The following is a 23887-nucleotide window of genomic DNA, read 5'->3' on the forward strand; positions in this document are numbered from 1 at the left end:
CCTGTGTCACATCAGGACTGGATGCCGGGCAGTCGTGCTCGTCCTCCAAGACGACAGGAGATCCCCATGGCGAGTTCCAAGACGATCACCGTCGACGTCGATGATGTGAGCTACACCGATAATGTCGAGCCACGATTGCTGCTGGTCCAATACCTGCGCGAACGGCTCGGCAAGACCGGCACATTGATCGGCTGCGACACCACCAATTGCGGCGCCTGCACTGTCCATCTGGACGGAGTCAGCGTCAAATCCTGCACCATGTTCGCGGTCCAGGCAGACGGCCACAGCATCACAACCATCGAAGGCCTGGCCCGGGACGGGAAACTCGCCCCGCTCCAGCAGGCGTTCCACCAATGCCATGCGCTGCAATGCGGTTTCTGCACGCCTGGAATGATCATGCAATCCGCGTCCCTGCTGAACGAAAACCCGCACCCCACCGAGCAGGAAATCCGGGACGGCCTGGAAGGAAACCTGTGCCGGTGCACCGGGTATCAAAACATTGTCGCAGCGGTCCAGGCCGCCGCGGACGGCACGGTTTCCGCGGACAGCGACGCAACGGAAACGGCAGGTGTGGCATGACCACCACTGAAGTCGGCAGGGCGCGCCTCCGCAAGGAAGATGCGCACCTCATCACGGGACGTTCCAGATACACCGACAACATCACGCTCCCGGGAATGCTGCACCTGGCCATGGTGCGCAGTCCGTTCGCCCACGCGACGATCATTTCGATCGATGCCTCCGGCGCGAAGTCTTCGCCCGGCGTCGTTGCCGTGCTTACCGGAACCGATGTGGCCGAGCTACAGGGAAGCCTGCCTAACGCCTGGCCGATCACGCCGGAGCAAAAGGCTCCGGCCCACCCGGCGATCGCCGTCGATACCGTGGCTTTTGCGGGCGAAGTGGTGGCGTGCATCGTTGCGCGCACCGCGGCCGCCGCACGTGACGCCGTCGAACTGGTGGATGTCAGCTACGAGGAGCTGCCCGTCGTCTTGGACCTTGAGGAAGCGCTGAAGGATGAGGTGCTGGCCCACCCGGACCTGGGGACCAACAAATCGGCTACCTGGATCTTTGACTCGGGCGACGCCGGGACCGGCACGCCGGTCGCCGAGGCGCTGGAGGCCGCCGAAGTCCTCATTGAGCGCACGTTCTACCAGCAGCGGCTCATCCCCGCTTTCATGGAACCCCGATCGACCGTGGTTGACCCCACGGGTGAGCAGATCACAGTGTGGTCGGCCACCCAGATACCGCATATTCTGCGGCTCATGCTGGCTCTGACGTTGGGCATTCCGGAAAGCAAAGTGCGCGTGATCGCCCCCGATGTGGGCGGCGGCTTCGGCGGAAAACTTCAGGTGACCCCGGAAGAAGCCATCACCGTGCTGGCCGCCCGGCACACCGGCAAGCCCTGCAAATACACCGAGACCCGCAGCGAGTCCCTCATGGCGGCGCACCACGGCCGTGCCCAAGTGCAGAAGCTGAAGCTCTCGGCCACCAAGGATGGAATCGTCACCGGACTGGACGTGCATCTGCTGGCGGACATGGGCGCCTACCTGGGCCTGGTCACCTCCGGAATCCCGATCCTGGGCGCCTTCATGTACAACTCCATCTACAAGTTCCCGGCCTACCGCTTCGAATGCACCAACCTCTTCACCAACAAGGCATGGACCGACGCCTACCGCGGCGCGGGTCGACCGGAAGCTACCTTCGCGATCGAGCGTTTGATGGACGAACTCGCCGTCGAACTGGACATGGATCCCCTGGAGCTGCGGGAAAAGAACTGGATCAAGCACGAGGAATTCCCCTTCACCACCGTCGCCGGGCTTGAATACGACACCGGCAACTATGAGGCGGCCACGGCGAAGGCCGTGGAACTCTTTGGCTACGACGAGCTCCGGGCCGAACAAGCGCGGCGCCGCGAAAGCAACGATCCCGTCCAGCTCGGCATCGGCATCTCCACCTTCACCGAAATGTGCGGGCTGGCTCCCTCCCGGGTGCTCGGCGCGCTCAGCTACGCAGCCGGCGGCTGGGAGCACGCCCAGGTGCGGGTGCTGCCCACGGGCAATATCGAGGTGGTCACCGGTTCCTCAGCCCACGGCCAAGGCCACGAAACCGCATGGAGCCAGCTCGTGGCGGACAGGCTGGGCGTGCCCTTCGAAAATGTCGAGGTACTGCACGGGGACACCCAAACCTCCCAACGGGGCCTGGACACCTACGGCTCCCGCTCGTTGACCGTCGGCGGCATGGCTGTGCTCGCCGCGGCGGACAAGGTGATCGAGAAGGCCAAAGTTGTTGCCGCGCACATGATGGAGGCCAGCGAAGACGACATCGAGTTCACGGACGGCAAGTTCAGCGTCAAGGGCACTGAACAGTCCACTGCACTCGGTGAAATTGCTTTCGCCGCCTTCTCGGCGCACAACCTGCCGGACGGGTTCGAGCCCAATCTGGATTCTGATGCCACGTTCGACCCGCAGAACTTCTCCTTCCCGCACGGCACCCACCTGGCGGCCATGGAAGTAGACACCGAGACCGGGCAAGTCACCATCCGCAAGTACGTTTGCGTGGACGATGTGGGCGTGGTGGTCAATCCGCTGATCGTGGAGGGCCAGGTCCACGGCGGCCTGGCGCAGGGAATCGCGCAGGCCCTTTACGAAGAGGCCGTACATGACGACGCCGGCACCCTGGTCACGGGCTCGTTTGTGGACTACCTGGTGCCCGGCGCACCGGACCTCCCACACTTTACGACGGGGCGCACCGAGACCCCTTCGACCACCAACCAGCTCGGTGCCAAGGGAGTCGGCGAGGCCGGGACCATCGCCTCGACGCCCGCCATTGTCAACGGCATCCTCGACGCAGTGCGGCACCTGGGCGTGAAGGACATCAAGATGCCCTGTTCGCCCTCGCGTGTGTGGGCCGCCCTTGCAGAAGCCAAGATGACCGGAGGTGTGCAATGATTCCGAGCGCATTCGATTACGCCGCGCCTACGACGGTCGCTGAGGCACTGGAAGCGCTGGCCGGCGCCGGCGACGACGTGAAGCTGCTGGCCGGAGGGCAAAGCCTCATCCCCGTGATGAAGCTACGCCTGGCCGACCCGGCGATGGTGGTCGACTTGGGCCGGATCGGCGAGCTGTCCGGCGTGAGCGACGACGGCGATGCCCTGCTGATCGGAGCAATGACAACGCACCACCAGATCGCCACCGACCCGCTCATTGCCGCACATGTGCCCTTGTTGGCCCAGGCCGCCGCGACGGTCGCGGATCCGCAGGTCCGCCACCGCGGCACCTTCGGGGGCGCTTTGGTGCACGCCGACCCGGCGGGCGACATGCCGGCGCCGGTACTGGCCACAGAGGCAACGTTCATCCTTAACGGACCGGATGGGGAACGCCGCGTAGCAGCGGCGGACTTCTTCCAGGGCTACTTCACCACCGCCGTCGACGACGGCGAGATCCTCACCCACGTCCGGGTGCCGAAGTACACCGCTTGGGGTTCCCACTATGAGAAGTTCACCCGGGTCGCCCAGCAATGGTCCATCGTCGCGGTGGCCGCGATGGTCCGGGTTGAGGGCGGCACCATCGCCGAAGCCCGGATCGGACTGACCAACATGGCCAGCACGCCTTTGCGGGCCACCGCCGTCGAACAGGCACTGATCGGTGCCTCATTGACCCGGGAAGCGATCGCCGCCGCCAGCTCGCATGCTGCCGATGGCACCGATCCGGCCAGTGATCTCAACGGGGACGCGAGGTACCGACGCCACCTGGCCGAGGTCTTGACGAAGCGGGCCGTTATCGCGGCCACCGGGCTCTAACGGATACGGCGGGAGGCAGACGTGGAACTCAAACATCACTTCGTGGTTCCCAGTTCGCTGGAGGACACGTGGAATTCCTTCAACCAATTGGAAGAAATAGCGCCCTGTTTCCCGGGAGCGACTCTCACGTCCGTGGACGGCGACCAGTTCACCGGCACGGTCAAGGTCAAACTCGGGCCCATAGCGATGATCTACACGGGAACCGGCGAATTTCTCGGGAGAAACCAAGAAACGCACACCGTGGTCATTTCCGCCACGGGGAAGGACAAGCGCGGCAACGGTACAGCGGGAGCCACTGTGACTGCAGTGTTGAGCCCTGACGGTGACGGCACCTCGGTAGACGTCACCACCGATATGAACGTCACCGGTAAGCCGGCCCAATTCGGCCGGGGCGTCATCCAGGACATTTCAGACAAGTTGTTGGCGCAGTTTGTCCAGTGCGTGATCGGGAAGGCGCGCGGCGGGGCCACCGCGGATGCCGAGCCCGACGGCGGAGACGTGGCGGCGTCTGCCGAGTCCGGGACGGCTGGGGGCGAGGTGGCGGAGCCTGTGGAGCCCGCCGCCGGTCCCACCGTCGCGAGTCCCGCGGCACCGGTGGCTGCGCCTCCGACGGCGCCTGTGTCTGCGACTGCGTCTGTGTCTGCGACTGCACCGCTGTCCGCGCCGTCGTCGGAATTGGATCTGGGTTCCGCCATGTGGCCGGTCCTGGTTCGCCGTTTCGGCCCGGTGTTCTGCGTCGCCGGTGTGCTGGTCCTGGTCGCCTGGCTTGTCCGGCGGTGTGGAAAGGACTGAACGCACCACTGAGCCCGTGCCGATGCTGGCTTCGCTTGATGCTGGCTTCGGACGGCGCGGCGGTCTTGCTGCGCGCCTCAAGGCGTCGATATCATCAGGGTGGGTTATGCAGCCGGCCCTCGGAACTTTGCCATGGAGTGACCCATGATTCGCCGGACCCCCACCTCCCCGAAGATCCGCACGGCTGGAACTGCGCTGTGAACGCGCTCTTAGCCTCATGCCTGGAGGGTGAACTGGATCCAGTCGGGGGGCTTGCCAGTCTGTCCATCGCCGAACTTAATTTCCTAGCGGACGCTCTCTTCAGGCTTCTCGACATCGGGAAGCCTGAGTTCGGGATCAAGTTTTGGTACGACGGAGTCCTGGACGAGTTGGCTGCCCGCGGCGAGGTGACGGCTACCCACTCGCGCGGGGACTAATCCTCGCGTCCTGCGGAAGCAAAGGCCTCGAAGCGGGATCTCCCCTGGTCTCAAATTGTTGATAGTTTGCCAGTTCCCGGACCAGTACTTTCAATTCCTGCCTGAACATCGACGTATCGATGGACATCTGGGCCAGGACTTGCTGTTCCGATTCTTCAGCCTGCTCCAGGGCTTCCTTGCCGGCACTGGTCAGCGAGACGACGTGTACTCTGCGGTCCTCGGAACTTCGACGGCGGGCCACATGGCCGTGGGCTTCGAGCCTATTGAGGGTTTGGCCCATGGTTTGAGCCTGGACCCGCACGATCTGCGCCAGCGTGGTCTGGGTGATGGGGCCCGTGGCTGCAAGGACTTCCAGGGCGATGACTCCGGCGTGGGTAAGGCCGATCGACCTGAGATTCTCATCCCAAGCGTGTTCCACCAGCCGGGCCGCTGTCGACAACAAGCGCCCCGTAGGCCAACGCTCAATGTCCGGCATGTTTCCCATTGTAGCCGTGAGGGGATTTTGTGGAGTTGGGGGTAAGGGCAACGGGACGAGCTTCCGGCGTCCTCTCTCCTGTGGATCGCTGAGTTTCCTCAAAGGGTCATCCCGATTCGCGAAGTACCTCCGTGACATCCGATCGTGCCGAAGAGCTCGGATGCGGGCCGCCACGCCTTGTTCAGACACGGCCTTTGAGTATCAGGTTCCAGTACATGAACGGCAAGCCGTAGCGTTTGAGCAGCCACATGTCACGGCGTTCCTTGGTTGTGTCAATAAAGGGAAGGCTAGGGGCCGGCTGGAGTGAATAATCAAATTCAGCCAGCAGCATCTTGCCGCGCGCCGTCGTCAGCGGGCAGGAAGAGTAGCCTTCGTACCGGGCCGCCGGGATCGCACCGTTGATCGCAGCCAGGAGATTCTTCACCAGCACCGGGGCCTGCTTTCGGATAGCCGCACCCGTTTTTGAGTTCGGAGTGGATCCGGCGTCACCCAAGGCAAAGATTTCCGGGTAGCGGACGTGTTGCATGGTGTTTTTGTCCACTTCCACGTACCCGGCAGGGTTGGCAGGATCGGCCAACGGCGTGCGCTTGAGCCAGTCGGGGGCCGACTGCGGCGGCACGGCGTGCAGCAGATCGTAATGCAGCGATTCCTTGGACCCCTCTTTGCCGTCCGCGATGACAGCGGTCCGGGAGGAATGGTCCACTTCAACCATTTCACTGTTGAAGCGCACCTCGATTCCGTATTCGGCCACCACGCGTTCGAGTTCCTTGGAGAAGATCTTGACCCCGAACATGCCCGGCGTCGGAAGAACCATCACCACCCGGATGTCCTCCAGCACCCCCTGGCTGCGCCAGTAATCTGCCGCAAGGTAGGCAATCTTCTGTGGAGCTCCGGCGCATTTGATCGGCCCGGACGGCTGGGTAAAGACGGCCGTGCCGGAGGTCAGGTTCTTGATCATGTCCCAGGTCTTGGGGGCGAGGTCGTAGCGGTAATTGCTTGAGGCGGCAGGCGACTCGATAGCTTCGGCCATGCCGGGGATCTTGTCCCAGTCGAGCTGAATGCCTGCGCTGACAACGAGGTAGTCGTACGTAACCGTCCCGCCCGAGGCGAGAGCGACGCTGTGCCGTTCCGGATCAATGTTCGTGGCAGCATCCTTGATCCAGGCAACCCCGTGGGGAATGACTGAGGACTGGGGGCGGACGGATTCCTCCTGATCGGCGCAGCCTCCCCCGACCAAGGTCCACAAAGGCTGGTAATAGTGCACCGCGCTGGGCTCGATCAGGCCGATGTCAGTCCGTCCGGAATGACGGAGTCTCGCTGCGACACTCACCCCGGCGTTGCCGCCGCCAATGATCAGAATCTCGTGGTGGATCCTCATGTGTAAACCCTTTCGATGAATCGAGCGCCTGCGTCTATGCGGCAAACAACAGTCGACGTGTTCCTGAGCCTACGTGGGCGGCAAGAGGCAGTGGCTTAAGGTGAAGAACTCGCCACTGGGTCAAGGACTCTCAGCTCGTCGGGAGGGGCAGCAGCCCGCAGTAGTCCGGCGGATATGGCCGAGCAGGAGGCGACGGTGATTCCGAGGCATCTTAGGAGAGTCCGGTAATGACGGGTAATCAGCTGCGGATTTGGGTGGACTGCAGCGGCTCGCCCGGTATCCGGGGGGCTTGGCATTTGCGTTGATGTTGAAGTTAAAGTTCTTGATCGTGAAGCCATGTTCCCGCAAGACCTCTCGGATTTCCCGGCTGATGCGGTGGACTATGTTGCCAGTCAGGTGAAAACCGAGGTCTCGGTCCTCGTGGACTATGAATGGACAGACAGAATCTCAAGGCCTCATCGTGCTCAGATCCGTTCGGTGTTTGGCTTGGCCCGGGTTGAGCTGAGGGAAGACACGGAATCCGTTCACCACGAACCACGGTGCCGCTGTACGCAGAGAGCCACTGAATCTATGAAGGCTCGCACTGACGCAGCGGTCCCGCGTTCTAGGCCTTGGTCCGCTTCTGGCCAGTCAGCTGATCATCACCGTTCGCAGAGGGTGGAGTCGTATCTTTGCATGGTGCAGATCTGCCACCGCTGAGTGTCGGCACCATACTGATTGCCGAGACCATAGCGCCGGGCGTTGACGACTGTCCCGGTGGTGGTGCTGGAAAACGTGAGAGCGTATACCTCCACACTTGTTAATCCGAAGGTTTTTGGCATGTTGTAGTTGAGGAACTCGTAGAACCCGGTCGGGTTCTTTCTGACGATCCAGTATTGGTCGTCGTGCCCACCGTCCCACATCTCAACAGTGGTTGCCGGATACAGAGTGCTCCTCCGAGCGAGGTTGAGCCACCGTCCCGGCACGGTGGTGCTCGCGTAGTTTCCCAAGATGTATGCGCCACGGTGCGGATCGTAGGTGTAGCGCCACCTTTGCGTGGAGCCGGGGTTGTTGAAAGGTGCTTGAACCGTCACGGAGGAACCTCCCGGGACTCCCGGCGGGGCTCCGAGCGCCCGAGTCATCGGCTGGGCACTAGGCGAAATGCGATCGTAATTGATCGGTTCGCCACCGATGCGAGCGATATTCCACTGGTCCTGATCTCGCACCCCGCCCGTGGAATCGACCACGAACACCGAGGTCGAGTCGGTTACCGGCCGGGTCAGGAATCGGCCGTCCTTGCTGATAATCCGGAACCAGCCATCACCCGTGCGCTCGAATCTCCACATCACGCGATCCGAATCACTATAGAGAACACCTAGGAGATTGGTGCCATCGTGTATTAGATACTGATTGGTAATAACATTCTTGAGGCGGTAGTAGCCTGGGCTCGCGCTGACGCGCTCAGGGATGAAGATCTGGTGGGGATTCTCATTCGCGGGCCAGGTCGTCACCTCTTTGTTCATGTCCAATGCCCTGTTATGGAACAACTTCGGCCGCATCGCGAACGACTGCCCGTCATACGGGTCGGGTACAGACCCGAATTTGACGCTACCTGCCCCTGCCTGAAGTATGCATTGCGAGCCGGCCGAATCGGCAGCCCTAGCTGCACGGTCCGACCTCAACTCGGCTACACAGTATTGAGGCAATCGAGCACCCGAGGGGACAGGCGTCGTGAAGCTCGGCCCGCCATGACCATCGAAGAAGGGCGGCGTGTAGGACACCGAAGCGTTGCCAAAAGGATGACCGCTGTGCCAACGTTCGACCTGCAGGTTCTCCGGGTTCACAACCGGGGGCATCTGAACAATGGAATTTCGGTTCTCCCATGCTCGAACGGGGGCGCGATCATTGTATTGAATAGCCCCGGCAATGAACTCTGACCGGACTCCGCCAATATAGCCGACCGAATGTTCCGCAAGCTGTCCGGGAAGCGGAACCGCGCCGGCCGTAGCGCGAAGGTCGATACCGCCTGGCGCTCGAACCAGATAGGCATAGAGGGCTGCATTAGGGCCGACATCTTCCAGCACCCCCAGGTATGGATTGATTGTGTTGATGGGGGCAGCGAAAACAAAGTTTCCGATGTTTTCTCCAGAGAGAGAGCCGGCCAAATTCCAAGGCTGGTCTCCGAACGGACGGTTACCCCCATTATCCGAAATCCCATTGACGAAGACATCATTCGGCGGCCGGTAACTAAAAGCGACCACCATGTCATTCCAGTAGTAATCCGATCGGGGTACCACGCTTTGAATGGTGGGGCCGGAAGTCCTGAGGATCTCCTGCACCAGATTCTGCACAGCCGCATCGGACATATTCCGCACATCCGGGTTCGCGGCCGCACTCACGTTCGGGCCACCGAAGTCAACAGCATAAGCAGCAGTCGAAGTAATCGGGACAGCCATGCCTCCCAGAAGGACCACAAGCGCAAAGTAAGCCAGCCCAAAGCGCCATCGACGCATGCGAGCCCTCTTGACGCTCCCAGCACGACGCAAACCATCACCAAACCGCCTCGACATGACTAAACCCACGCCCCTCCCCTTCAAATCAGCAATGATCCACACTCTGTGTGGTGTTTATAGCCAGGTAACGTCTTAAAGTGATGGGCTGGTCATGATGACTTGGAACTCGAAGTCGGCCACCGAACTCACGACGCAAGCGCAACGAAACCCGAGGTTCGGATGGCTGCTGCCCATGGTCCCCACCGACGAGCAGCAGCCATCTACTAGTACAGACCAACTGCCAAACTGTGACGAGTCTGCGGCTTCGTGCTCCGACAGCACCCTAGGTTGTGCATGGCCGCCGGACTACTGGCCATCGTCAACACGCATGGATGCCCGGACGGCTGTCATTGGGTTCCGCTTTGTGACTCGCCGGTGAGGCCGTGACGATTTGGTTCAGGTAGTCCTTGTGGATCTGCCGGGGATTTGCATCCGCTTGGCCGTAGACCGGAACACGGATGCTGCCTGTTGCCCGGCGGGGCTGAGCCTGCGGTTCGCGAGGTGGGCGAGGAGGATCCTGCGTGTCGGGGAGTCGGCGAGAGGTACGGCGATGATGTCGGGGCGTAGCGCACTGAGAGCGAGCTGGGGAGCCAGTGCGATGCCGATGCCGGCGGCGACCATGCCCTGCGTTTCCTGATAGTCGTTGGCGGCGAAGGCTATGCGCGGCTCGAAGCCGGCATCGCGGCAGACCCGTCGGAGGACGTCGGCCACGGGGTGTTCGTCGCGGACGATCCACTCCTGGTCTCTCAGCGTGCCGATCCCCACCGAGCGGTGTGCCGCGACAGGGTGGTCGCACGGTACGAGCAGCATGGTGGGGTCGTTCATAAGGCGAATGAGGCTCAGGTCTTCGTCCTCGATGCGTTCCCATGGGTAGTCCCACAGCAGGGTGAGTTCGATGTCCCTCCGCCGCAGCCGTTCGAGCAGGCCGTCGCGGCGCGCGCTGACTACCGTGACGGCGACCTCGGGGTGGCGGGCGCGGAAGGCAAGCACGACGTCGGGCATGAGGGATGCGCCGACGGTCGGGAACGTGCCCATGCGTAGTTGGCCTCGCCGTAGCCCGGCGAACTCGCCCATCTCGGCCCGGGCGGCCTCGATTGTCCTGTCGATGTCGTCTGCGTAGCGCAGGAGTGCCTGGCCTGCGTCGGTGAGCACGACGCCCCGTGGATGCCGGTCGATCAGCGCGACGCCCACTTCGTGTTCGAGCTTCGCGATCTGCTGGGAGACGGCTGACGTCGTGAAAGAGAGGGCCGTCGCGGCGGACGTGAGGGAGCCTGAACGGCTTACTTCACGGAGCAGGTGGAGCCGGTGCAGGTCAAGGTCGGCCATGCATTGAGTTTAGCAAAAGTGGACGGTAGTCGAGAATCCTGTGATTGTGCTGAAGTCTGGCCCCGTGGATCGTAGAAGGAGCAGGCGCCGTGAGGCGCGACACAACGACACCTGAAGGAATGAAGACCATGCAACTCCGCGGTCACTGGTACCGGGGCGGCACTAGCAAGTGCTGGCTCTTCGACGCCAAAGACGTAGCCCCGCATGCTGCAGGCCATGAGGAGATCCGCGGGCTGCTGGCAAATGCCTTCGGCGCCGCGGATGCCCGTCAGCTCGACGGTGTCGGCGGCGGGACGTCGACGACGTCCAAGGCAGCCGTGGTCTGGGCCACACCTGATGGACCCGCAGACCTCGACTACCTCTTCGCCCAGGTCGGGATCGGAGACCCGACCGTGGAGCTCGGTTCCAATTGCGGGAACTGCGCCACTGCGATCGCCCTCTACGCGGTCCAGTCAGGTGTCGTTCCTCCCGGGGAGGGAACAACGCGGGTCAGCATGCGCAACCTGAACACCGGGGCAGTGCTCAGTGGCACGATCGTGACCCCGGGCGGCAGCATTCCGACATCGGGTCTTGCCACGGTTCCCGGCAGCAGCGCACCAGGGGTCCCCGTGAGCCTCTCCTTCCACGCCCCATGGGGCAGGACCACCGGCGCTGTCCTGCCCACGGGAAACGTGACCGACGAAATCGCCGTCGGCGGCCTCACGCTCACAGCGACTCTGGTCGACGCGGGGGCCCCGGCAGCCCTCATCCTGGCGGATGAGGCAGGCATCGACCTGTCGTCGATGACCGGCAACCTCGCCGAGCACCTACCCCGTCTCCTGAAGGCCCGCGCCTCGGCCGGTCTCGCGATGGGGCTCAGGAAGCCCGAAGATCCTCCGCAGAATGCAGTTCCGAAGGTTGGTGTTGTGGCAGCGCCCGGCGCCTATACCGCAGCCGACGGAACGAGGATCACGGCGGAAAGCCATGATCTGCGGGTCCGCATGCTCTCGATGCTGACACCTCACCCCGCCATCGGCCTGACCTCCGCGGTGGCAGTCTCCCTCGCTGCTGCGCTGCCAGGATCGGTGGTAGCCAAGGTGCTGCCTCCCGCAGGCAGGGTTCACCAGGGACCCCGTCTGTTGCGGATCGGAACACCTGCCGGTGTCATCACCACCGAGGTCGTCACCGACAACGACGGCAACGTCACCGAGGTAGTGCTGCATCGGGCAGCCCGCCATCTCGCCGCGGCCGACATCAACGTCGCACAACCTGTCGCGCAGACGGCCTAGCCCCTCCCACCATGCCCTGCCATCACGGATTTGGGGCACTCACCCAGGAAGTTGTTCAATGAAGATCAAATCCATCCTCGGCCACCTGTACGTCCAGGTACTCATCGGCGTCGGGCTCGGCATCCTCGTCGGCGCATTGTGGCCTGACCTCGGTTCCTCCCTCAAGCCGCTCGGCGACGGCTTCGTGAAGCTGGTGAAGTTCATGATCGCGCCGATCGTCTTCTGCACCATCGTCAGCGGCATCACCTCCCTGACCGACACCAAGAAGATCGGCCCGACCCTGCTTCGTTCACTCGGACTGTTCTACGCCCTCACAGGCGTAGCCCTGGCTATGGGCTTGGCCGCGGTCATGCTTTTCCAGCCGGGAGCGGGCATGCACATCAACCCCGCCCACCTCGATCCCTCGGTCGCCTCGAAGTACACAACCCAGCTGCCCAGCAGCAACCCGGTGGACTTCTTCCTGAACCTCATCCCCACAACCTTCGTCGGAGCCTTCGCCGATGGCGACGTCCTGCCCGTGCTCCTCATCGCCCTGCTCTGCGGCTTCGCCTTCACCAAACTCGGCGGCCCAGGCCAGCTGGCCCTCAACGTGGTCAACAGCTTCAACAAGCTGCTGTTTGTCGTGTTCGGCTACCTCATGAAGGTCGCTCCGATCGGAGCGTTCGGCGCCATGGCATTCACAGTCGGCAAGTACGGAGCCCACTCGATCGGCAACCTCGGGATGCTTATCCTCGCCTTCTACACCGCGTGCATCATCTTCGTGGTCGTCGCACTCGGCATCCTCGCCAAGCTCACCGGCTTCAGTCTCTGGCGGATCCTGCGCTATTTCCGCGACGAGTTCCTCATCGTCCTCGCCACGTCCTCAAGCGAACCAGTCCTTCCGCGCCTGCTCTCCAAGCTCGAGCGCATCGGCTGCGACCGCGGAGTCGTCGGCCTCGTAGTCCCGACTGGCTACTCCTTCAACCTCACCGGTACCGCGGTCTATCTCACGCTCTCTTCGATGTTCATCGCCCAAGCCTGCGACATCCACCTCAGCTGGGACCAAATCCTCCTCATGCTCGGAATGATGCTCCTGACCTCCAAAGGCGCAGCGGGCGTGACAGGCAGCGGCTTCGTCGCCCTCGTCGCGACCCTGACGATCATGCCCACACTTCCCGTTGCCGGCGTGGCCCTCATCGTCGGCATCGACCGCTTCATGAGCGAAGCCCGCGCCCTCACCAGCACCGTCGCCAACATGGTCTCGTGCGTCGCCATCGCCAAGTGGCAGCACGCGCTCGACGCCGAGAAGCTCCAATCCGAGCTTAAGTCCGGCTTCGTGCCCACCGAGGCGGAAAATCTCCAGCTGACCGAACCAGCCTTGGCCTACGCAGCCAAGGAACCCTTCGAAATCAGGAACTAACGAATCGGCGGGTCCTTAATAAGGCCGCACGCGACACCAAACCTGCACATCATCGCAACAGGTAACCCGAAAGTCGGGCGCAGGAACGGCTCCGTGTCAACGTGGACGTCGGTAAGGGAGACGGTAAGGTCTCGTGCCATTCGACTAGCGGCGGCGCGACGGAAGTCGTGAAGCTGTCCGACATCCACCATCCCGTTGGTTAGTCCGACAAGCTCGGAAGGTCGCCCCGCGCTGGAGACATAGAACGCGACCAGGGCCCTGTCTCTGTCTGTACCGAGCGCAGCGAACAAGTCCTCGAAGGCCTTGTCCGGTATGGAACGGGGCGCCTGAACGGGAACCTTTTGCCGGTAGTCAGCCCGGCGACCCGGTTTGTATTCATTTTCGGGATTGTGATGGGCCCCGAAGCGGCCGCGATCGACGAGTCTCTCAGTTACGGGATCACGTAAAGGTCCGCTCAGCGCCCTCCGGTGGAAGTCATAAAACGCGCTGAGTACGGACAGGTTCTGATTGATCGTCCGGGGCGAATAAACGTCACCCACGTAGGGCTTACCCGATGTCTTCGAACTTGCTGGCCCCGGTAGTCGGTATACGGCCTGACGGTTCCGTCGTGGTTCCGTCGTGGTTCCGTCACTTTGTCCTGTTACGTGGCTAACAAATAGCGTTCGGCATCAACGTATTGAAGGCTGCAAAGCGTCAGCTGCTATCAGCAGATACACGGCCGGCCACGTATCATGCCTTCCCCTAAAATCCACTCGAAAGGCGCACTATGGCTGAGGACAGTATCCAGACCACAGCACCTATGGCAACGCTCGACGCCGGCCCCGCGTTGCTTTCACGGCTCGGCGCGGAAGCCGTCGGCACGTTCATACTGGTCTTTGGAGGCGTGGGTGCGGCATTGTTCGCCGCATCGAGCATCGGATATGTGGGAGTGGCACTGGCATTCGGTCTGACGGTCGTCGCCGGCGGCTACGCTTTCGGCCACATCTCCGGAGGACATTTCAACCCCGCTGTGACTATCGGCCTAGCAGCAGCAGGGCGCTTTCCCTCGAAGGACGTCCCAGCTTATGTCCTGGCCCAAATGGTGGGCGGCATACTCGCTTCGAGCTTGCTGGCAGCAATCGCGTCAGGCGGTCCCGATGGGTTCTTCAGTGCCGCCCGCGCCAACGGGTTCGCGTCAAATGGTTTCGGCGAGCACTCCCCTGGAGGATTCGGGCTAGCCGCCGCGCTTGGCATCGAATTTATCCTGACAGCAATCTTCCTGCTGGTTATTCTGGGCGTCACGGACCGGCGCGCGACAAGGGGCTTCGCGGCCATCGCCATTGGCCTTAGTCTGACGCTGATCCACCTCATCAGCATCCCGGTAACCAATACCTCGGTGAACCCAGCCCGCTCCGTCGCCACTGCGATCTACTCCGAAGGTTGGGCCATCGGCCAACTATGGGTATTCATAGCGGCACCCATAGCAGGAGCCATCACAGCGGCCTTGCTCCACAGGCTCATATTCGAAACAAAGCGGGCCTGAACGGAAAGGCCCTTCTTCCCGGAGCACCAAGTCTCCGGTGCCGGGGCGTAGTCCCGCTAGCGGGTCAATGCCCCGCGGCGTCTGCCGACGGCCCTGCCTTCCGAAGGTGACACAACGCCCTGCTGTTCTAGCTTTTCAATGAAGCCGTCGACTATCCCGAGGAACTGATGAGCCCCGCAAACGAATCTCCCCTGTCCAAGGCTGAACGCACCGCCCAGACGCAGGAAAAAGCGCGCGCAATCCGCGAAGGACAGTTGAAGAAGGAGAAGCGCAACACGCTTCTGGTCGGCTGGGGCGTTGTGGTTGCCATCGTCGTCATCATCGCGGTGGTGGCGTTCATGGTTGTTGGTAACGTCCGGAACAACGCACCCATTGCCGACCAAGGTCCCGTGCCGGCTAACGGTAATGTGCAAGGCGGCGTGACGCTTCTGGCGAACACCGAAGGTGTGAAGTCAGAACCGGCCACCGCCAATGTTGCCGACGTCCCGGCCCCTGCGGCCACCAAACCGGCCACCAAACCGGCCACTGTGACAGTTCCGGGTGCCGAGGCCGGCGGGCCCGTCAAGGTTATTGCCTATGTCGACTTCATCTGCCCAAACTGCAAGCGCTTCGAAACCACCTACGGAGAGTCTCTGACCAACCTCCGCAACGAAGGAAAAATCTCCCTCGAATACCGTTCGCTGGGCTTGCTGGACCAGCACTCCACCACCAACTACTCCTCACACGCAGCCAACGCAGCTGCTTGCGTGGTGAATTCCTCGCCTGAGAAGTACGCCGAATTCTTCAACCTCCTCTTTGAGCGCCAGCCGGCTGAAGGCAGCGTTGGCATCTCCGACAAGGACCTAAAGGCAATGGCCACCGAGGTTGGAGCGGCGAAAATCGACTTCTGCGCCGACATCCAGACAGCGATCAACAGCCTCGATCGACCATTATTCAAGCCTGCTGATACACAGGGCCGCCGATAGCTCCACCGAGATGTGCCGGAGGTATCTGGCTCGGTGCCCCGGGTATCGAAGACGAGCTCTCATACCGCGGCTTCGTGATTTCTTCCCTGCAAATGAGCTCACCACCAGTATGGTGATTGCACAACGCAACCACTGATCCGAGGGGACCTTCACCATGGCTGTTCGAGTTGACCTGAATATCTCGCTGGATGGTTTCGCCACGACCACCGACGCAACTCCGGAGAATCCGTTTGGCCTGGATTGGGGCCGTCTGGTTGAGGCATACACGTCCACCCGCACATTCCGTGAGCGGGTCTTGCATGACACCAGCGGAGAAGGAACGTCCGGCATCGACGACAAATACGCAGGGGCCTACTTCGAGGGGGTCGGAGCAGAGATCATGGGTGCCGGCATGTTCGGGTTCCATAACTTCCCCGATGACCCCGATTGGAATGGCTGGTGGGGTGACGAGCCGCCCTTCCGCGTCCCCGTGTTCGTCCTCACCCACACGCCCCGCCCTACCCTCACGATGGCTGGCGGTACAACCTTCCACTTCGTGAATGCCAGCCCGGAAGACGTGCTTGAACGAGCGCGCCGTGAGGCGGGTGACGCGGACGTGCGTATTGGAGGGGGTCCCACGGTCGTGCGCGACTACCTCAGGGCCGGACTTGTCGATCAGCTGCATGTCGGGATCACCCCGATCCTGCTAGGTCGTGGAATACGGCTTTGGGACGATCTCCGGGGGTTGGAAAGCGAATACACCGTCACGTCAGAGACCGCCGAAAGCGGCATCATCCACGTCACCTTTCTCCGATAACCCTCACACGGAATGCGTGGGTCGCCTCGAAGTCGGTCTGGAATGCCAACGCGTCCCTGTTTCGACCGCTACTGTTTCAGCGGCGCGAGCTGTATTTGCTTCGCAAGCGCGTAGGCGATCGGAAGATCGCTCTCGCTTTCGACGAAGACACGGCCAATGACGAGCGCGGAGTGGGTTGGCGAAGAAATCTGCGTCATGCCGTTCGGTACGGTTCCCTTCCAGCCGGGCCCGCTGAGGACGTAGTCCCCGGCTTTGGTTCCCGTGGTGCGTTTGCCGACGTAGGCAAAATTTGTGCTCTTCGACGCGTCGGTGAACTGCACGCTGAAGTAGCGCCCGGCCATGTCCGGTACGTGCAGGACTTGCGGCCCGTTGCTCAAGTCGAGCCAGCCGCCGACGTAGAGCAAATCATCGGCTCCGGTTGCCATGAGGCTCCCGCGCGACGTCGACGGGGAAGAGGTGCCGGGCACGGCGTACAGCGTGTTGACGGGGACCGGGCCGTCACCGAACCCATGCTTGGTAATCGCCCTCTTGTATCCATTGACCGTGAGTCGCGGCCAGAGGTAAATGAAAGCGGGCGCCCCTAGTGCCCATACGATGGCTGCCGCTATGACTAGTGGAATGATCCCGTCCCCGCTGGCGATCCGCCGGTAGATGACCCAAGCGAAGACCGCCAGAATGACGGCTGTAAGGGAACGCCCGTACTTCAAGATGAGGCGGTTCATCTCAATGCGCCCTGACAATGCGCGGCAATTGGTACGTGCCGTCGAGAATTGCGGCCCCAGGCAGATACACGCGGAACATCAGCTTGAACTTCCCGGAAGGAGTTGGCAGCCAGTTCTGCTCTTGCCCGCTCGGAGCCTGATGCTGGAGATAGATATCGACTGAACCGTCGGCATTCTGCGCGAGGGTCGAACGGTCACCAACGCTGTAGCGATGAGTGGGATGGTCCACCATATACCCGACCGTATCGGTCGGCGTGAGCGACCAGAAGGCGTCATTCGGCGGGAGTTTCCCGGCAGCAAAATGCAGGACGTACCCATGCCCGCCGCTCAGCGTTTGCCCTGAGCCATCCACAGTAGTCGTCCAGTATGCGGCTTCCTCAAACACGTTGACGACCGGCAGGGCTTTGGCGCACGCGGCCCGCACGAGGACTCCGTTGCCCGGCTGGCCGCACTTGCGCATGGCACTCCACCCGTTGACAGTGGTTGTGACCGTCCTGCCCACGGCATTCATCACGAGGATCGCCGTCAAGAACGCCAGCACGGCACCGAGAATCAATCCTTGCACCACACCGGACTGCGAGAACCACGCGAGGGCATTTACCATGATCGCAACCTACCGCCCCTGCGTAAGACGACGCCGGTACCATCCAACAAAGCCCCACAGCGCACCGACCAAACATACGGCAGCGACAATCCCCCGCCACCATACAAAAGGTTGCCACAGCCCGAATATCAGGGCCCAAACAACGAGAACGCCACTCACGTCGAGTCGTGGGGCTCGGATCTTCATGGAGGCCCTCCTTCTTTCATCTGTCCCGATCCACGGGCGGGAGACCCAAAGACCATCTCAATGAAGAATACTTTCCCAACAGCCCGGCGTCGGACAGGGAATCCAAATGCCAGTGACACCGCCATCCCGGACGCCCATACTGGGATCATGAGCGTCAAGACCCGCCGCACAGCGGAGGGCACCGCTGTTGCCAGCTCGGCCGCCACCGCCCCGGCCCCCGCAACCGCACCGGGTACTCCAAGCACCGGTCCCATCACCCGCGAAGAACTGCAACTGGCTTCGCGCAACCATGCCATGCCCATGGAGATGCTCCGATGGCCCGTCACCCCCGTGGGCATGCACTATCTCTTGGTCCATTTCGATGTCCCCCGGATCGATCCCGTGTCCTGGCGACTGAACATCGCTGGCCTGGTGGACCACCCTCTCGAGTACACCCTGCCTGACCTCCAGCAGCGCGAGCGCCGCACCCATGCCGTCACAATGGAATGCGCCGGCAACGGCCGCTCTCGGCTCGAGCCGAGGCCCATGAGCCAGCCGTGGGACCAGGGCGGCGTGGGCACCGCCGAGTGGACCGGTACCCCACTCGCTCCCTTGCTGCTCGACGCCGGGGTCTCACCGGACGCCGTCGAACTCGTCTTCACGGGGGCCGACCGCGGGATCCAGGGCGGAGTGGAGCATCAGTACGCGCGGAGCCTGACCCTGGCGGAAGCAATGTCCGACGACGTCTTGCTCGCCTATGAGATCAACGGTCAAACCGTGCCACCGCAGCACGGCTACCCTGTCCGGCTACTGGTCCCGGGCTGGTACGGGATGACCAGCGTCAAATGGCTGCAATCAATCACGGCAATAGACCACAGCTTCGATGGATTCCAACAGCTCGGATCCTACCGCTACACCCAGAACGCCGACGATCCCGGCGAACCCGTTCAGCGCATCAAAGTCCGCTCCCTCATGGTCCCCCCTGGCATCCCTGACTTCTTCACGCGCCAACGCGCCGTCGGGGCCGGACCCGTCCAGCTGAGCGGCCGCGCCTGGTCCGGTCATGGAACCGTGGCGAACGTGGAAGTCTGTGTGGACGGGGCGTGGGAGCAGGCCCACCTCGAACCGCCCGGGGGTCGGTACGCGTGGCGCGGATGGACGTTCACCTGGATTGCCACACCAGGGTCCCATGAGTTGGCGTGCCGGGCCACGGACTCCACCGGCCAGACCCAGCCGGAGACCGCGGAGTGGAACTACCAAGGCATGGGGAACAACGACGTCCAGCGGCTGACCGTCACGGTGAAGGAGTAGGCAGCAATGGGCGGCACTTCCAAGAACGGGGCCGACTACGAGTTCCTCACCGTCTGGCGCGTTGCGGGGAGGGCTTTCTCCCTGCACTCCAAGGGTTGGCTGCCGTACACCCTGCGCTGGAGGTTCACAGTCACCGAACCCATCACGGAGCGAGGCTTAGCAATCTCAGCAAGCGGTGACCTGAGTGGTACCGTGCGCTGGACTTTCGAACAGGATGGACCGGAAACGATGGTCACCTATGACTGGCGTGTCAGCACATCCAAACCGCTGCTCCGGCGGCTAAGCTGGCTGCTCAAGCCCGCTTTTGCGGCGAATCACCGTTGGGCGATGGCGCGCGGCCAAGAAGGCCTCGCCCTGGAATTACGACGACGTCCCGGTACGGACCGCGCTAAGGTCCCCCGTCCGGCGCCGCCGACGTTTGCAAGCCGTTACCGCTGGCCGAGGAGTACAACGCATGCCTGATGACAAAGGCGAAGTCCGCTGGTTGCCGCAGCCCGAGGACCAGGACTACCCGAGCGCGGCCGACTATTTGTCCCTGTTGGAATCCGACGACGTCGTTGCCTCCGTGGTCGAGGCGCTCAAGGATGCGCCCATCAAGCATCGCAAGGCCAAGGACATCCTCCGGGCCGCCCGGCTGGTGCTGTTGCCCGAGGACAACGCCCACGTGGCGTCGGACCTCAAGAAGATCAAGGAGGGCAAGAAGCTCTCGCCTGTCCTCATGGTCAAGGGCGACCTTGCCCGGGGCATTCCCGCGCAGGTGGCAGATGGCTACCATCGGGTGTGCGCAAGCTACTATACAAACGAAAACACTGACATTCCGCTCAAACTGGCTGACGCGCCCCGGTAACCACCGCCGACCAACGCCGGTAGAAGGAGGAACGTGTGTCGTTCTTTCAGCTTTCGCTGATCGCCGCGGTCGCGCTCCTCGGACCACTGCTGGCGCTACCTCGGAAGTGGCACCTTCCCGTGATGCTGGGACAGTTGCTGGCCGGCATTGCCATTGGACGCACAGGCCTAGGCCTGGTTGACTCCTCGGATCCCACTTTCACGTTCGTGGCCGACGTCGGGTTCGCCCTCATCATGTTCGTCGCCGGGACCCATGTTCCCGTGCGTGACAAGGCCATCCGTCCCGCACTGGGCGGCGGGGCCCTGCGTACCGGTATCACCGCAGTGCTGGCCGCCGTCGTCGGAATCGCCATCGCCATGGCCTTCGGCACCGGACATGCCCCCCTCTATATCGTGCTGCTCGCTTCCTCCTCGGCGGCGCTGGTCTTGCCGATCGTCGACTCGCTACGGCTGAGAGGACCGAAGGTCCTGGCGACGACGGCGCAAGTGGCGATCGCCGACATTGCGTGCATTGTGGCGCTTCCGTTGGCCGTTGACCCACCAAACGCGGGCCGGGCAGCCGTGGGTGCGGCCGTCGTCGCGGCTTGTGCGCTGGTCTTGTTCCTCTTACTCCGCTGGCTGGAGAACAGCGGCAACCGCGGACGGCTGCATGACATGTCCGAAGACCGGAAGTTCGCCTTGGAGCTGCGGATCCAGCTGGCCTTGCTGTTCGCGCTTTCGGGGCTGGCGGTCCTTGGACATGTCTCCATCATGCTTGCGGGATTCTCCTTCGGCCTGGTGGTTGCCGCGGTGGGTGAACCTCGGCGCCTTGCCCATCAACTCTTCGCCGTCAGCGATGGATTCCTGGGGCCGGTGTTTTTCGTTTGGCTCGGCGCATCGCTCGACCTCCGGACCCTCACGGGGAGTCCCGGAATGGTTCTTCTTGGCATCTGCCTTGGCCTGGGAACCCTGGTGGTGCATGGAAGCCTTCGGATCCTCGGCCAGCCCTTTCCGCTTGCGGTGCTGGCGGCATCCCAGCTGGGCGTGCCCGTTGCCGCCGCAACCATCGGGACCCAATTACATTTGCTTGAACCGGGCGAAGCCGCCGCCATGATCCTTGGAGCCCTCATCAGCATAGGGGCAAGCACCATCGCGGGTTCGAGGGCGGCGCGCGCTTTTTCGGAACCCGCGCCCAACGAGCCCTCCAAGGGCAGGCCGGCCCACCCCGCTTGACGGACCATTCACCGTGGCGTTTCGACATGATTTGTCCATTGGATGGTGAAGTAGCCAAGAACCAGTACACTGACGTGATTGGACTCAACCGAGGGAGGAACCCGTGCGCGCATCGCCTGTCCGGACGCCCTTCCATGCGATGCGTTCAAGCGCCCTGGCGGTCGCCATTGTGGCCCTTGCCGCTGGTGCCCATGTCCTCTCCGGCGGCGAGCTTCCCGTAGCCCCGGTCCTGCTCGCGGTCCTCGCGTTGACGGGCCTCGCCACGACTCTCGCCACCCGGTTCAAACTCGGTTTCCCGGCCATCGCCATGCTTCTGGGAGCCGGTCAGCTCGCCTTGCACGAAGCATTCACGGCTTTCGGCCCACTCACCGGCTTGGCTCCGGGGTCACAGGAACACCATGTAGCCGCCGAGCACCTTTCCCCGCCGCTGGGGGTTGAAACAGCGCATCTCCACGAGGCCGACACTCCCCTGAGCTGGTTGATGCTCATGGGACACGCCGTCGCTACGGCCGCCTCGGCGATGCTCCTGGCCAAGGGCGAGCAGGCCCTGTGGCAGCTCGCAGCGTGGCTCCGTCCGCTCCTGCAGCTCATCCGCCTGATCTTCCGGCCCGACGCCGGCAACTCGGCCCAAGCTTTCAGCGCACCGACCGTATTCCTCCCCCGCCCGTGGCGGAACCTCAGGCAAGACAGCAGGCGCGGCCCGCCCGCCGTCGTCGTACTTTCCTGACTCCGCCCGGCACCGCCTTCACCTGGTGACGGGCTTATCCCCGCACTTTGGCGCGCTTTCGCGCGCCCGTTGAAAGGCAACACCCATGAAAAAGTCCTCGCTTCGCAGCGCCCTCTCCGCCACTGCAATCGCGGGAGGCACCGCCGCCCTGATGATGGCCGGCCTCGCCGGCGCCTCGGCCCACGTCTCCATCAACCCGGACAAGACCACGGCCAACTCGTACTCACTGCTGACCTTCGGCGTGCCCCACGGTTGCGACACCTCAGGAACCACCAAGCTGACCATCAACCTCCCTGAGGACCTGATGGACGCGACGCCCACTGTCAACCCCAACTGGACCGTCGAGAAAGTGACGCAGACCCTGCCCGAGCCCAAGAAGCTGGCAGACGGTACGTCCATCACCAAGCGCACGAGCCAGATCGTCTACACGGCCAAGGCCCCGCTGGACCCGCACTTGCGCGACGCCCTGGTCCTGTCCGTGAAGCTTCCCGACACCGCTGGCAAGACGCTCTACTTCCCTACCCTCCAGAACTGTGAGCAAGGGCAGACCAACTGGGCTGAAATCCCCAAGGACGGCCAGGACCCGCACACCCTGAAGGCGCCGGCACCGTCGGTGGCCGTCACGGCCGCGAACGCTACCGCAGATAGTGGTCACCTAGCCGCTTCCATCTCCACAGAGCAAGCAGCTTCCGTGACCGACGACGGTTCGCAGGCGCGCAGTTGGGCCGGCTTGATTGCCGGTGTGGCAGGGCTGGGGCTGGGTGGCGCGGCGTTCTTCCGCAGGCGCTCCGCCAAGGCTTCCGTGTCCCAGTAGCGAGTCCGCTGGGTTGGCGTCCGGAACATTACGATCCGGACGCCAATCCGGCGCCGCTGCCGCGCCGCAGTTGACTCGGGCAAATGACGACGAAAGGCTTTGCGCATGACGAACATGCGAGTCAAGAACGGTCTCCTGCTCATGGTGGCAGCGGCCTCGATATTCCTGCTCCCGGGCTGCGCCCAGGGCCAGACCCAAAGCCAAAGCCAAGGCACAAGCTCGGCGAGCGGGACGCCGTCGGCCTCGTCTTCGGACTCAGCCTCGACTGCTCCCAGTGGCAGTTCCAGCGCCAGTGGCAGTTCCACGCCGTCAAGCACCGCGACGACGACGTCCGGCGTCACCCTCTGCAAAGCGGCCTCGCTGACGGCTTCCGTCGATTCCACGGGCGGCGGTGCGGCAGGCAGCGTTTACATGAAGCTCATCCTCACGAATTCGGGCACGGAATCCTGCGTCCTGAGGGGGTTCCCTGGCGTGTCCCTCGTCGCGGGACCCACCGGAGATCCGATCGGCGCGGCCGCCGCGCGCGATGACGCCCAGCCGGTGGCAGAAGTCGTCCTCGCTCCCGGGAAGGCCGGCTTCGCCCAGCTTCGGTACACCCAGGCCGGCAACTACATGGACTGCACCCAGGTTCCTGCCGCCGGGTTCCGGGTGTACCCACCCGAGGACACCGCGTCATTGTTCGTCCCGCAGCAACAAACGGCTTGCAGCAACACCAACATCAACCTGCTGAGCGTCCAGGCTTTCCAGGCGGGGTAGGGCGGCGGGGCTTAGCCCCTGAACCTTATCTTGCGCTGTTCCTTATTGTGTCGGTGCCGTGAGGCA

27 protein-coding genes and 1 pseudogene are annotated in these 23887 nt (G+C 63.0%); 19 read left to right on the plus strand and 9 right to left on the minus strand.

The window, feature by feature from the left end; translation table 11 throughout:
• Positions 1-66 precede the first annotated feature (66 nt).
• From ABD884_RS20315 to ABD884_RS20335, 5 genes are all read left to right on the plus strand, one after another.
• Positions 67-579: a (2Fe-2S)-binding protein gene (locus ABD884_RS20315; protein WP_345050738.1), complete on the plus strand. Its 513-nt coding sequence runs from the start codon at positions 67-69 to the stop codon at positions 577-579.
• On the plus strand, positions 576-2945 hold the full coding sequence (locus tag ABD884_RS20320) for a xanthine dehydrogenase family protein molybdopterin-binding subunit (protein WP_345050747.1): 2370 nt from the start codon (positions 576-578) through the stop codon (positions 2943-2945). Before ABD884_RS20315 ends, ABD884_RS20320 begins: the two co-directional genes overlap by 4 nt.
• The gene (locus ABD884_RS20325) at positions 2942-3796 is read left to right on the plus strand and encodes an FAD binding domain-containing protein (protein WP_345050752.1); all 855 of its coding nucleotides are present in this window, start codon (positions 2942-2944) and stop codon (positions 3794-3796) included. Before ABD884_RS20320 ends, ABD884_RS20325 begins: the two co-directional genes overlap by 4 nt.
• A 21-nt stretch (positions 3797-3817) precedes the next feature.
• Complete coding sequence (locus tag ABD884_RS20330) at positions 3818-4588, plus strand: SRPBCC family protein (protein ID WP_345050759.1); 771 nt, start codon at positions 3818-3820, stop codon at positions 4586-4588.
• A 197-nt stretch (positions 4589-4785) separates the two neighbouring features.
• On the plus strand, positions 4786-5004 hold the full coding sequence (locus ABD884_RS20335; protein WP_345050765.1) for a hypothetical protein: 219 nt from the start codon (positions 4786-4788) through the stop codon (positions 5002-5004).
• Here the strand turns inward: ABD884_RS20335 and ABD884_RS20340 are convergent.
• The 3 genes from ABD884_RS20340 to ABD884_RS20350 form a co-directional block, all read right to left on the minus strand.
• Positions 4982-5479 carry a MarR family winged helix-turn-helix transcriptional regulator gene (locus ABD884_RS20340; protein ID WP_345050772.1) on the minus strand — a complete coding sequence of 166 codons (498 nt, stop codon included), beginning with the start codon at positions 5477-5479 and terminating at the stop codon, positions 4982-4984. The genes ABD884_RS20335 and ABD884_RS20340 overlap by 23 nt on opposite strands.
• Before the next feature lie 181 nt (positions 5480-5660).
• On the minus strand, positions 5661-6857 hold the full coding sequence (locus ABD884_RS20345) for an NAD(P)/FAD-dependent oxidoreductase (protein WP_345050778.1): 1197 nt from the start codon (positions 6855-6857) through the stop codon (positions 5661-5663).
• Between the two features lie 641 nt (positions 6858-7498).
• Positions 7499-8542, minus strand: a complete 1044-nt coding sequence (locus tag ABD884_RS20350; RefSeq protein ID WP_345050784.1) for an RICIN domain-containing protein — start codon at positions 8540-8542, stop codon at positions 7499-7501.
• 102 nt (positions 8543-8644) lie between these two features.
• Here ABD884_RS20350 and ABD884_RS20355 point away from each other — a divergent pair, with 102 nt between their 5' ends.
• Complete coding sequence (locus ABD884_RS20355) at positions 8645-8773, plus strand: hypothetical protein (protein ID WP_345050788.1); 129 nt, start codon at positions 8645-8647, stop codon at positions 8771-8773.
• On the opposite strand, the pseudogene ABD884_RS26250 reads toward ABD884_RS20355, so the two are convergent.
• Positions 8765-9406: pseudogene (locus ABD884_RS26250) on the minus strand (scabin-related ADP-ribosyltransferase); the annotation flags it as partial. The gene ABD884_RS20355 and the pseudogene ABD884_RS26250 sit on opposite strands and share 9 nt — an antisense overlap.
• Positions 9407-9500: 94 nt before the next feature.
• Here ABD884_RS26250 and ABD884_RS20360 point away from each other — a divergent pair.
• On the plus strand, positions 9501-9767 hold the full coding sequence (locus ABD884_RS20360) for a hypothetical protein (RefSeq protein WP_345050792.1): 267 nt from the start codon (positions 9501-9503) through the stop codon (positions 9765-9767).
• Between the two features lie 17 nt (positions 9768-9784).
• On the opposite strand, the gene ABD884_RS20365 is transcribed toward ABD884_RS20360, so the two are convergent.
• Positions 9785-10714 (minus strand): LysR family transcriptional regulator, encoded by a 930-nt coding sequence (locus tag ABD884_RS20365; protein ID WP_345050797.1) that lies wholly within the window; start codon positions 10712-10714, stop codon positions 9785-9787.
• Between the two features lie 89 nt (positions 10715-10803).
• Between ABD884_RS20365 and ABD884_RS20370 the strand changes: the two genes are divergently transcribed.
• Both ABD884_RS20370 and dctA read left to right on the plus strand, forming a co-directional pair.
• A complete protein-coding gene (locus ABD884_RS20370) occupies positions 10804-11982 on the plus strand; it encodes a PrpF domain-containing protein (RefSeq protein WP_345050803.1) in 1179 nt (392 codons plus the stop codon).
• Positions 11983-12040: 58 nt separating this feature from the next.
• Positions 12041-13381 carry a C4-dicarboxylate transporter DctA gene (gene dctA / locus ABD884_RS20375; RefSeq protein ID WP_345050809.1) on the plus strand — a complete coding sequence of 447 codons (1341 nt, stop codon included), beginning with the start codon at positions 12041-12043 and terminating at the stop codon, positions 13379-13381.
• Here the strand turns inward: dctA and ABD884_RS20380 are convergent.
• On the minus strand, positions 13378-13920 hold the full coding sequence (locus ABD884_RS20380) for a hypothetical protein (protein WP_345050814.1): 543 nt from the start codon (positions 13918-13920) through the stop codon (positions 13378-13380). The genes dctA and ABD884_RS20380 overlap by 4 nt on opposite strands.
• A 227-nt stretch (positions 13921-14147) precedes the next feature.
• Here ABD884_RS20380 and aqpZ point away from each other — a divergent pair, with 227 nt between their 5' ends.
• From aqpZ to ABD884_RS20395, 3 genes are all read left to right on the plus strand, one after another.
• A complete protein-coding gene (gene aqpZ, locus ABD884_RS20385; protein WP_345050818.1) occupies positions 14148-14903 on the plus strand; it encodes an aquaporin Z in 756 nt (251 codons plus the stop codon).
• Positions 14904-15070: 167 nt separating this feature from the next.
• Positions 15071-15868 (plus strand): DsbA family protein, encoded by a 798-nt coding sequence (locus ABD884_RS20390; RefSeq protein WP_345050824.1) that lies wholly within the window; start codon positions 15071-15073, stop codon positions 15866-15868.
• A gap of 154 nt (positions 15869-16022) precedes the next feature.
• Positions 16023-16664, plus strand: a complete 642-nt coding sequence (locus ABD884_RS20395) for a dihydrofolate reductase family protein (protein WP_345050829.1) — start codon at positions 16023-16025, stop codon at positions 16662-16664.
• Positions 16665-16732: 68 nt separating this feature from the next.
• Here the strand turns inward: ABD884_RS20395 and ABD884_RS20400 are convergent, their stop codons facing one another.
• The 3 genes from ABD884_RS20400 to ABD884_RS20410 are packed head-to-tail and all read right to left on the minus strand — an operon-like array spanning position 16733 to position 18176.
• Positions 16733-17386, minus strand: a complete 654-nt coding sequence (locus ABD884_RS20400) for a DUF1254 domain-containing protein (RefSeq protein WP_345050833.1) — start codon at positions 17384-17386, stop codon at positions 16733-16735.
• 1 nt (position 17387) lies between these two features.
• Complete coding sequence (locus ABD884_RS20405) at positions 17388-17990, minus strand: DUF1214 domain-containing protein (protein WP_345050838.1); 603 nt, start codon at positions 17988-17990, stop codon at positions 17388-17390.
• Between the two features lie 9 nt (positions 17991-17999).
• Positions 18000-18176, minus strand: a complete 177-nt coding sequence (locus ABD884_RS20410; protein ID WP_345050843.1) for a hypothetical protein — start codon at positions 18174-18176, stop codon at positions 18000-18002.
• A 147-nt stretch (positions 18177-18323) separates the two neighbouring features.
• Here ABD884_RS20410 and ABD884_RS20415 point away from each other — a divergent pair, with 147 nt between their 5' ends.
• From ABD884_RS20415 to ABD884_RS20445, 7 genes are all read left to right on the plus strand, one after another.
• Positions 18324-19466 (plus strand): sulfite oxidase, encoded by a 1143-nt coding sequence (locus ABD884_RS20415; RefSeq protein ID WP_345050847.1) that lies wholly within the window; start codon positions 18324-18326, stop codon positions 19464-19466.
• 6 nt (positions 19467-19472) lie between these two features.
• Positions 19473-19928 carry an SRPBCC family protein gene (locus ABD884_RS20420; RefSeq protein ID WP_345050851.1) on the plus strand — a complete coding sequence of 152 codons (456 nt, stop codon included), beginning with the start codon at positions 19473-19475 and terminating at the stop codon, positions 19926-19928.
• On the plus strand, positions 19921-20313 hold the full coding sequence (locus tag ABD884_RS20425; RefSeq protein ID WP_345050855.1) for a hypothetical protein: 393 nt from the start codon (positions 19921-19923) through the stop codon (positions 20311-20313). The genes ABD884_RS20420 and ABD884_RS20425 overlap by 8 nt, the downstream gene beginning before the upstream one ends.
• 35 nt (positions 20314-20348) lie before the next feature.
• A complete protein-coding gene (locus tag ABD884_RS20430) occupies positions 20349-21524 on the plus strand; it encodes a cation:proton antiporter (RefSeq protein WP_345050859.1) in 1176 nt (391 codons plus the stop codon).
• A gap of 103 nt (positions 21525-21627) precedes the next feature.
• Complete coding sequence (locus ABD884_RS20435) at positions 21628-22251, plus strand: hypothetical protein (RefSeq protein ID WP_345050864.1); 624 nt, start codon at positions 21628-21630, stop codon at positions 22249-22251.
• Positions 22252-22336: 85 nt separating this feature from the next.
• Positions 22337-23065, plus strand: a complete 729-nt coding sequence (locus ABD884_RS20440) for a YcnI family copper-binding membrane protein (RefSeq protein ID WP_345050868.1) — start codon at positions 22337-22339, stop codon at positions 23063-23065.
• A 105-nt stretch (positions 23066-23170) separates the two neighbouring features.
• Positions 23171-23821, plus strand: coding sequence for a DUF4232 domain-containing protein (locus tag ABD884_RS20445; RefSeq protein WP_345050873.1), 651 nt, complete (start codon positions 23171-23173; stop codon positions 23819-23821).
• Positions 23822-23887 lie beyond the last annotated feature (66 nt).

This window comes from Arthrobacter methylotrophus (assembly GCF_039539965.1).
GTDB classification, from domain to species: domain Bacteria; phylum Actinomycetota; class Actinomycetes; order Actinomycetales; family Micrococcaceae; genus Arthrobacter; species Arthrobacter methylotrophus.

Bases quoted from the DNA above. Each gene is read 5' to 3' on its own strand.
- ABD884_RS20315 (WP_345050738.1), top strand. From the start codon at position 67: ATGGCGAGTTCCAAGACGATCACCGTCGACGTCGATGATGTGAGCTAC.
- ABD884_RS20325 (WP_345050752.1), top strand. From the start codon at position 2,942: ATGATTCCGAGCGCATTCGATTACGCCGCGCCTACGACGGTCGCTGAG.
- ABD884_RS20365 (WP_345050797.1), bottom strand. From the start codon at position 10,714: ATGGCCGACCTTGACCTGCACCGGCTCCACCTGCTCCGTGAAGTAAGC.
- dctA (WP_345050809.1), top strand. From the start codon at position 12,041: ATGAAGATCAAATCCATCCTCGGCCACCTGTACGTCCAGGTACTCATC.
- ABD884_RS20440 (WP_345050868.1), top strand. From the start codon at position 22,337: ATGAAAAAGTCCTCGCTTCGCAGCGCCCTCTCCGCCACTGCAATCGCG.
- ABD884_RS20360 (WP_345050792.1), top strand. From the start codon at position 9,501: ATGATGACTTGGAACTCGAAGTCGGCCACCGAACTCACGACGCAAGCG.
- ABD884_RS20420 (WP_345050851.1), top strand. From the start codon at position 19,473: ATGGGCGGCACTTCCAAGAACGGGGCCGACTACGAGTTCCTCACCGTC.
- ABD884_RS20395 (WP_345050829.1), top strand. From the start codon at position 16,023: ATGGCTGTTCGAGTTGACCTGAATATCTCGCTGGATGGTTTCGCCACG.
- ABD884_RS20390 (WP_345050824.1), top strand. From the start codon at position 15,071: ATGAGCCCCGCAAACGAATCTCCCCTGTCCAAGGCTGAACGCACCGCC.
- ABD884_RS20340 (WP_345050772.1), bottom strand. From the start codon at position 5,479: ATGCCGGACATTGAGCGTTGGCCTACGGGGCGCTTGTTGTCGACAGCG.
- ABD884_RS20415 (WP_345050847.1), top strand. From the start codon at position 18,324: ATGAGCGTCAAGACCCGCCGCACAGCGGAGGGCACCGCTGTTGCCAGC.
- aqpZ (WP_345050818.1), top strand. From the start codon at position 14,148: ATGGCTGAGGACAGTATCCAGACCACAGCACCTATGGCAACGCTCGAC.
- ABD884_RS20445 (WP_345050873.1), top strand. From the start codon at position 23,171: ATGACGAACATGCGAGTCAAGAACGGTCTCCTGCTCATGGTGGCAGCG.
- ABD884_RS20410 (WP_345050843.1), bottom strand. From the start codon at position 18,176: ATGAAGATCCGAGCCCCACGACTCGACGTGAGTGGCGTTCTCGTTGTT.
- ABD884_RS20345 (WP_345050778.1), bottom strand. From the start codon at position 6,857: ATGAGGATCCACCACGAGATTCTGATCATTGGCGGCGGCAACGCCGGG.
- ABD884_RS20425 (WP_345050855.1), top strand. From the start codon at position 19,921: ATGCCTGATGACAAAGGCGAAGTCCGCTGGTTGCCGCAGCCCGAGGAC.
- ABD884_RS20320 (WP_345050747.1), top strand. From the start codon at position 576: ATGACCACCACTGAAGTCGGCAGGGCGCGCCTCCGCAAGGAAGATGCG.
- ABD884_RS20405 (WP_345050838.1), bottom strand. From the start codon at position 17,990: ATGGTAAATGCCCTCGCGTGGTTCTCGCAGTCCGGTGTGGTGCAAGGA.
- ABD884_RS20400 (WP_345050833.1), bottom strand. From the start codon at position 17,386: ATGAACCGCCTCATCTTGAAGTACGGGCGTTCCCTTACAGCCGTCATT.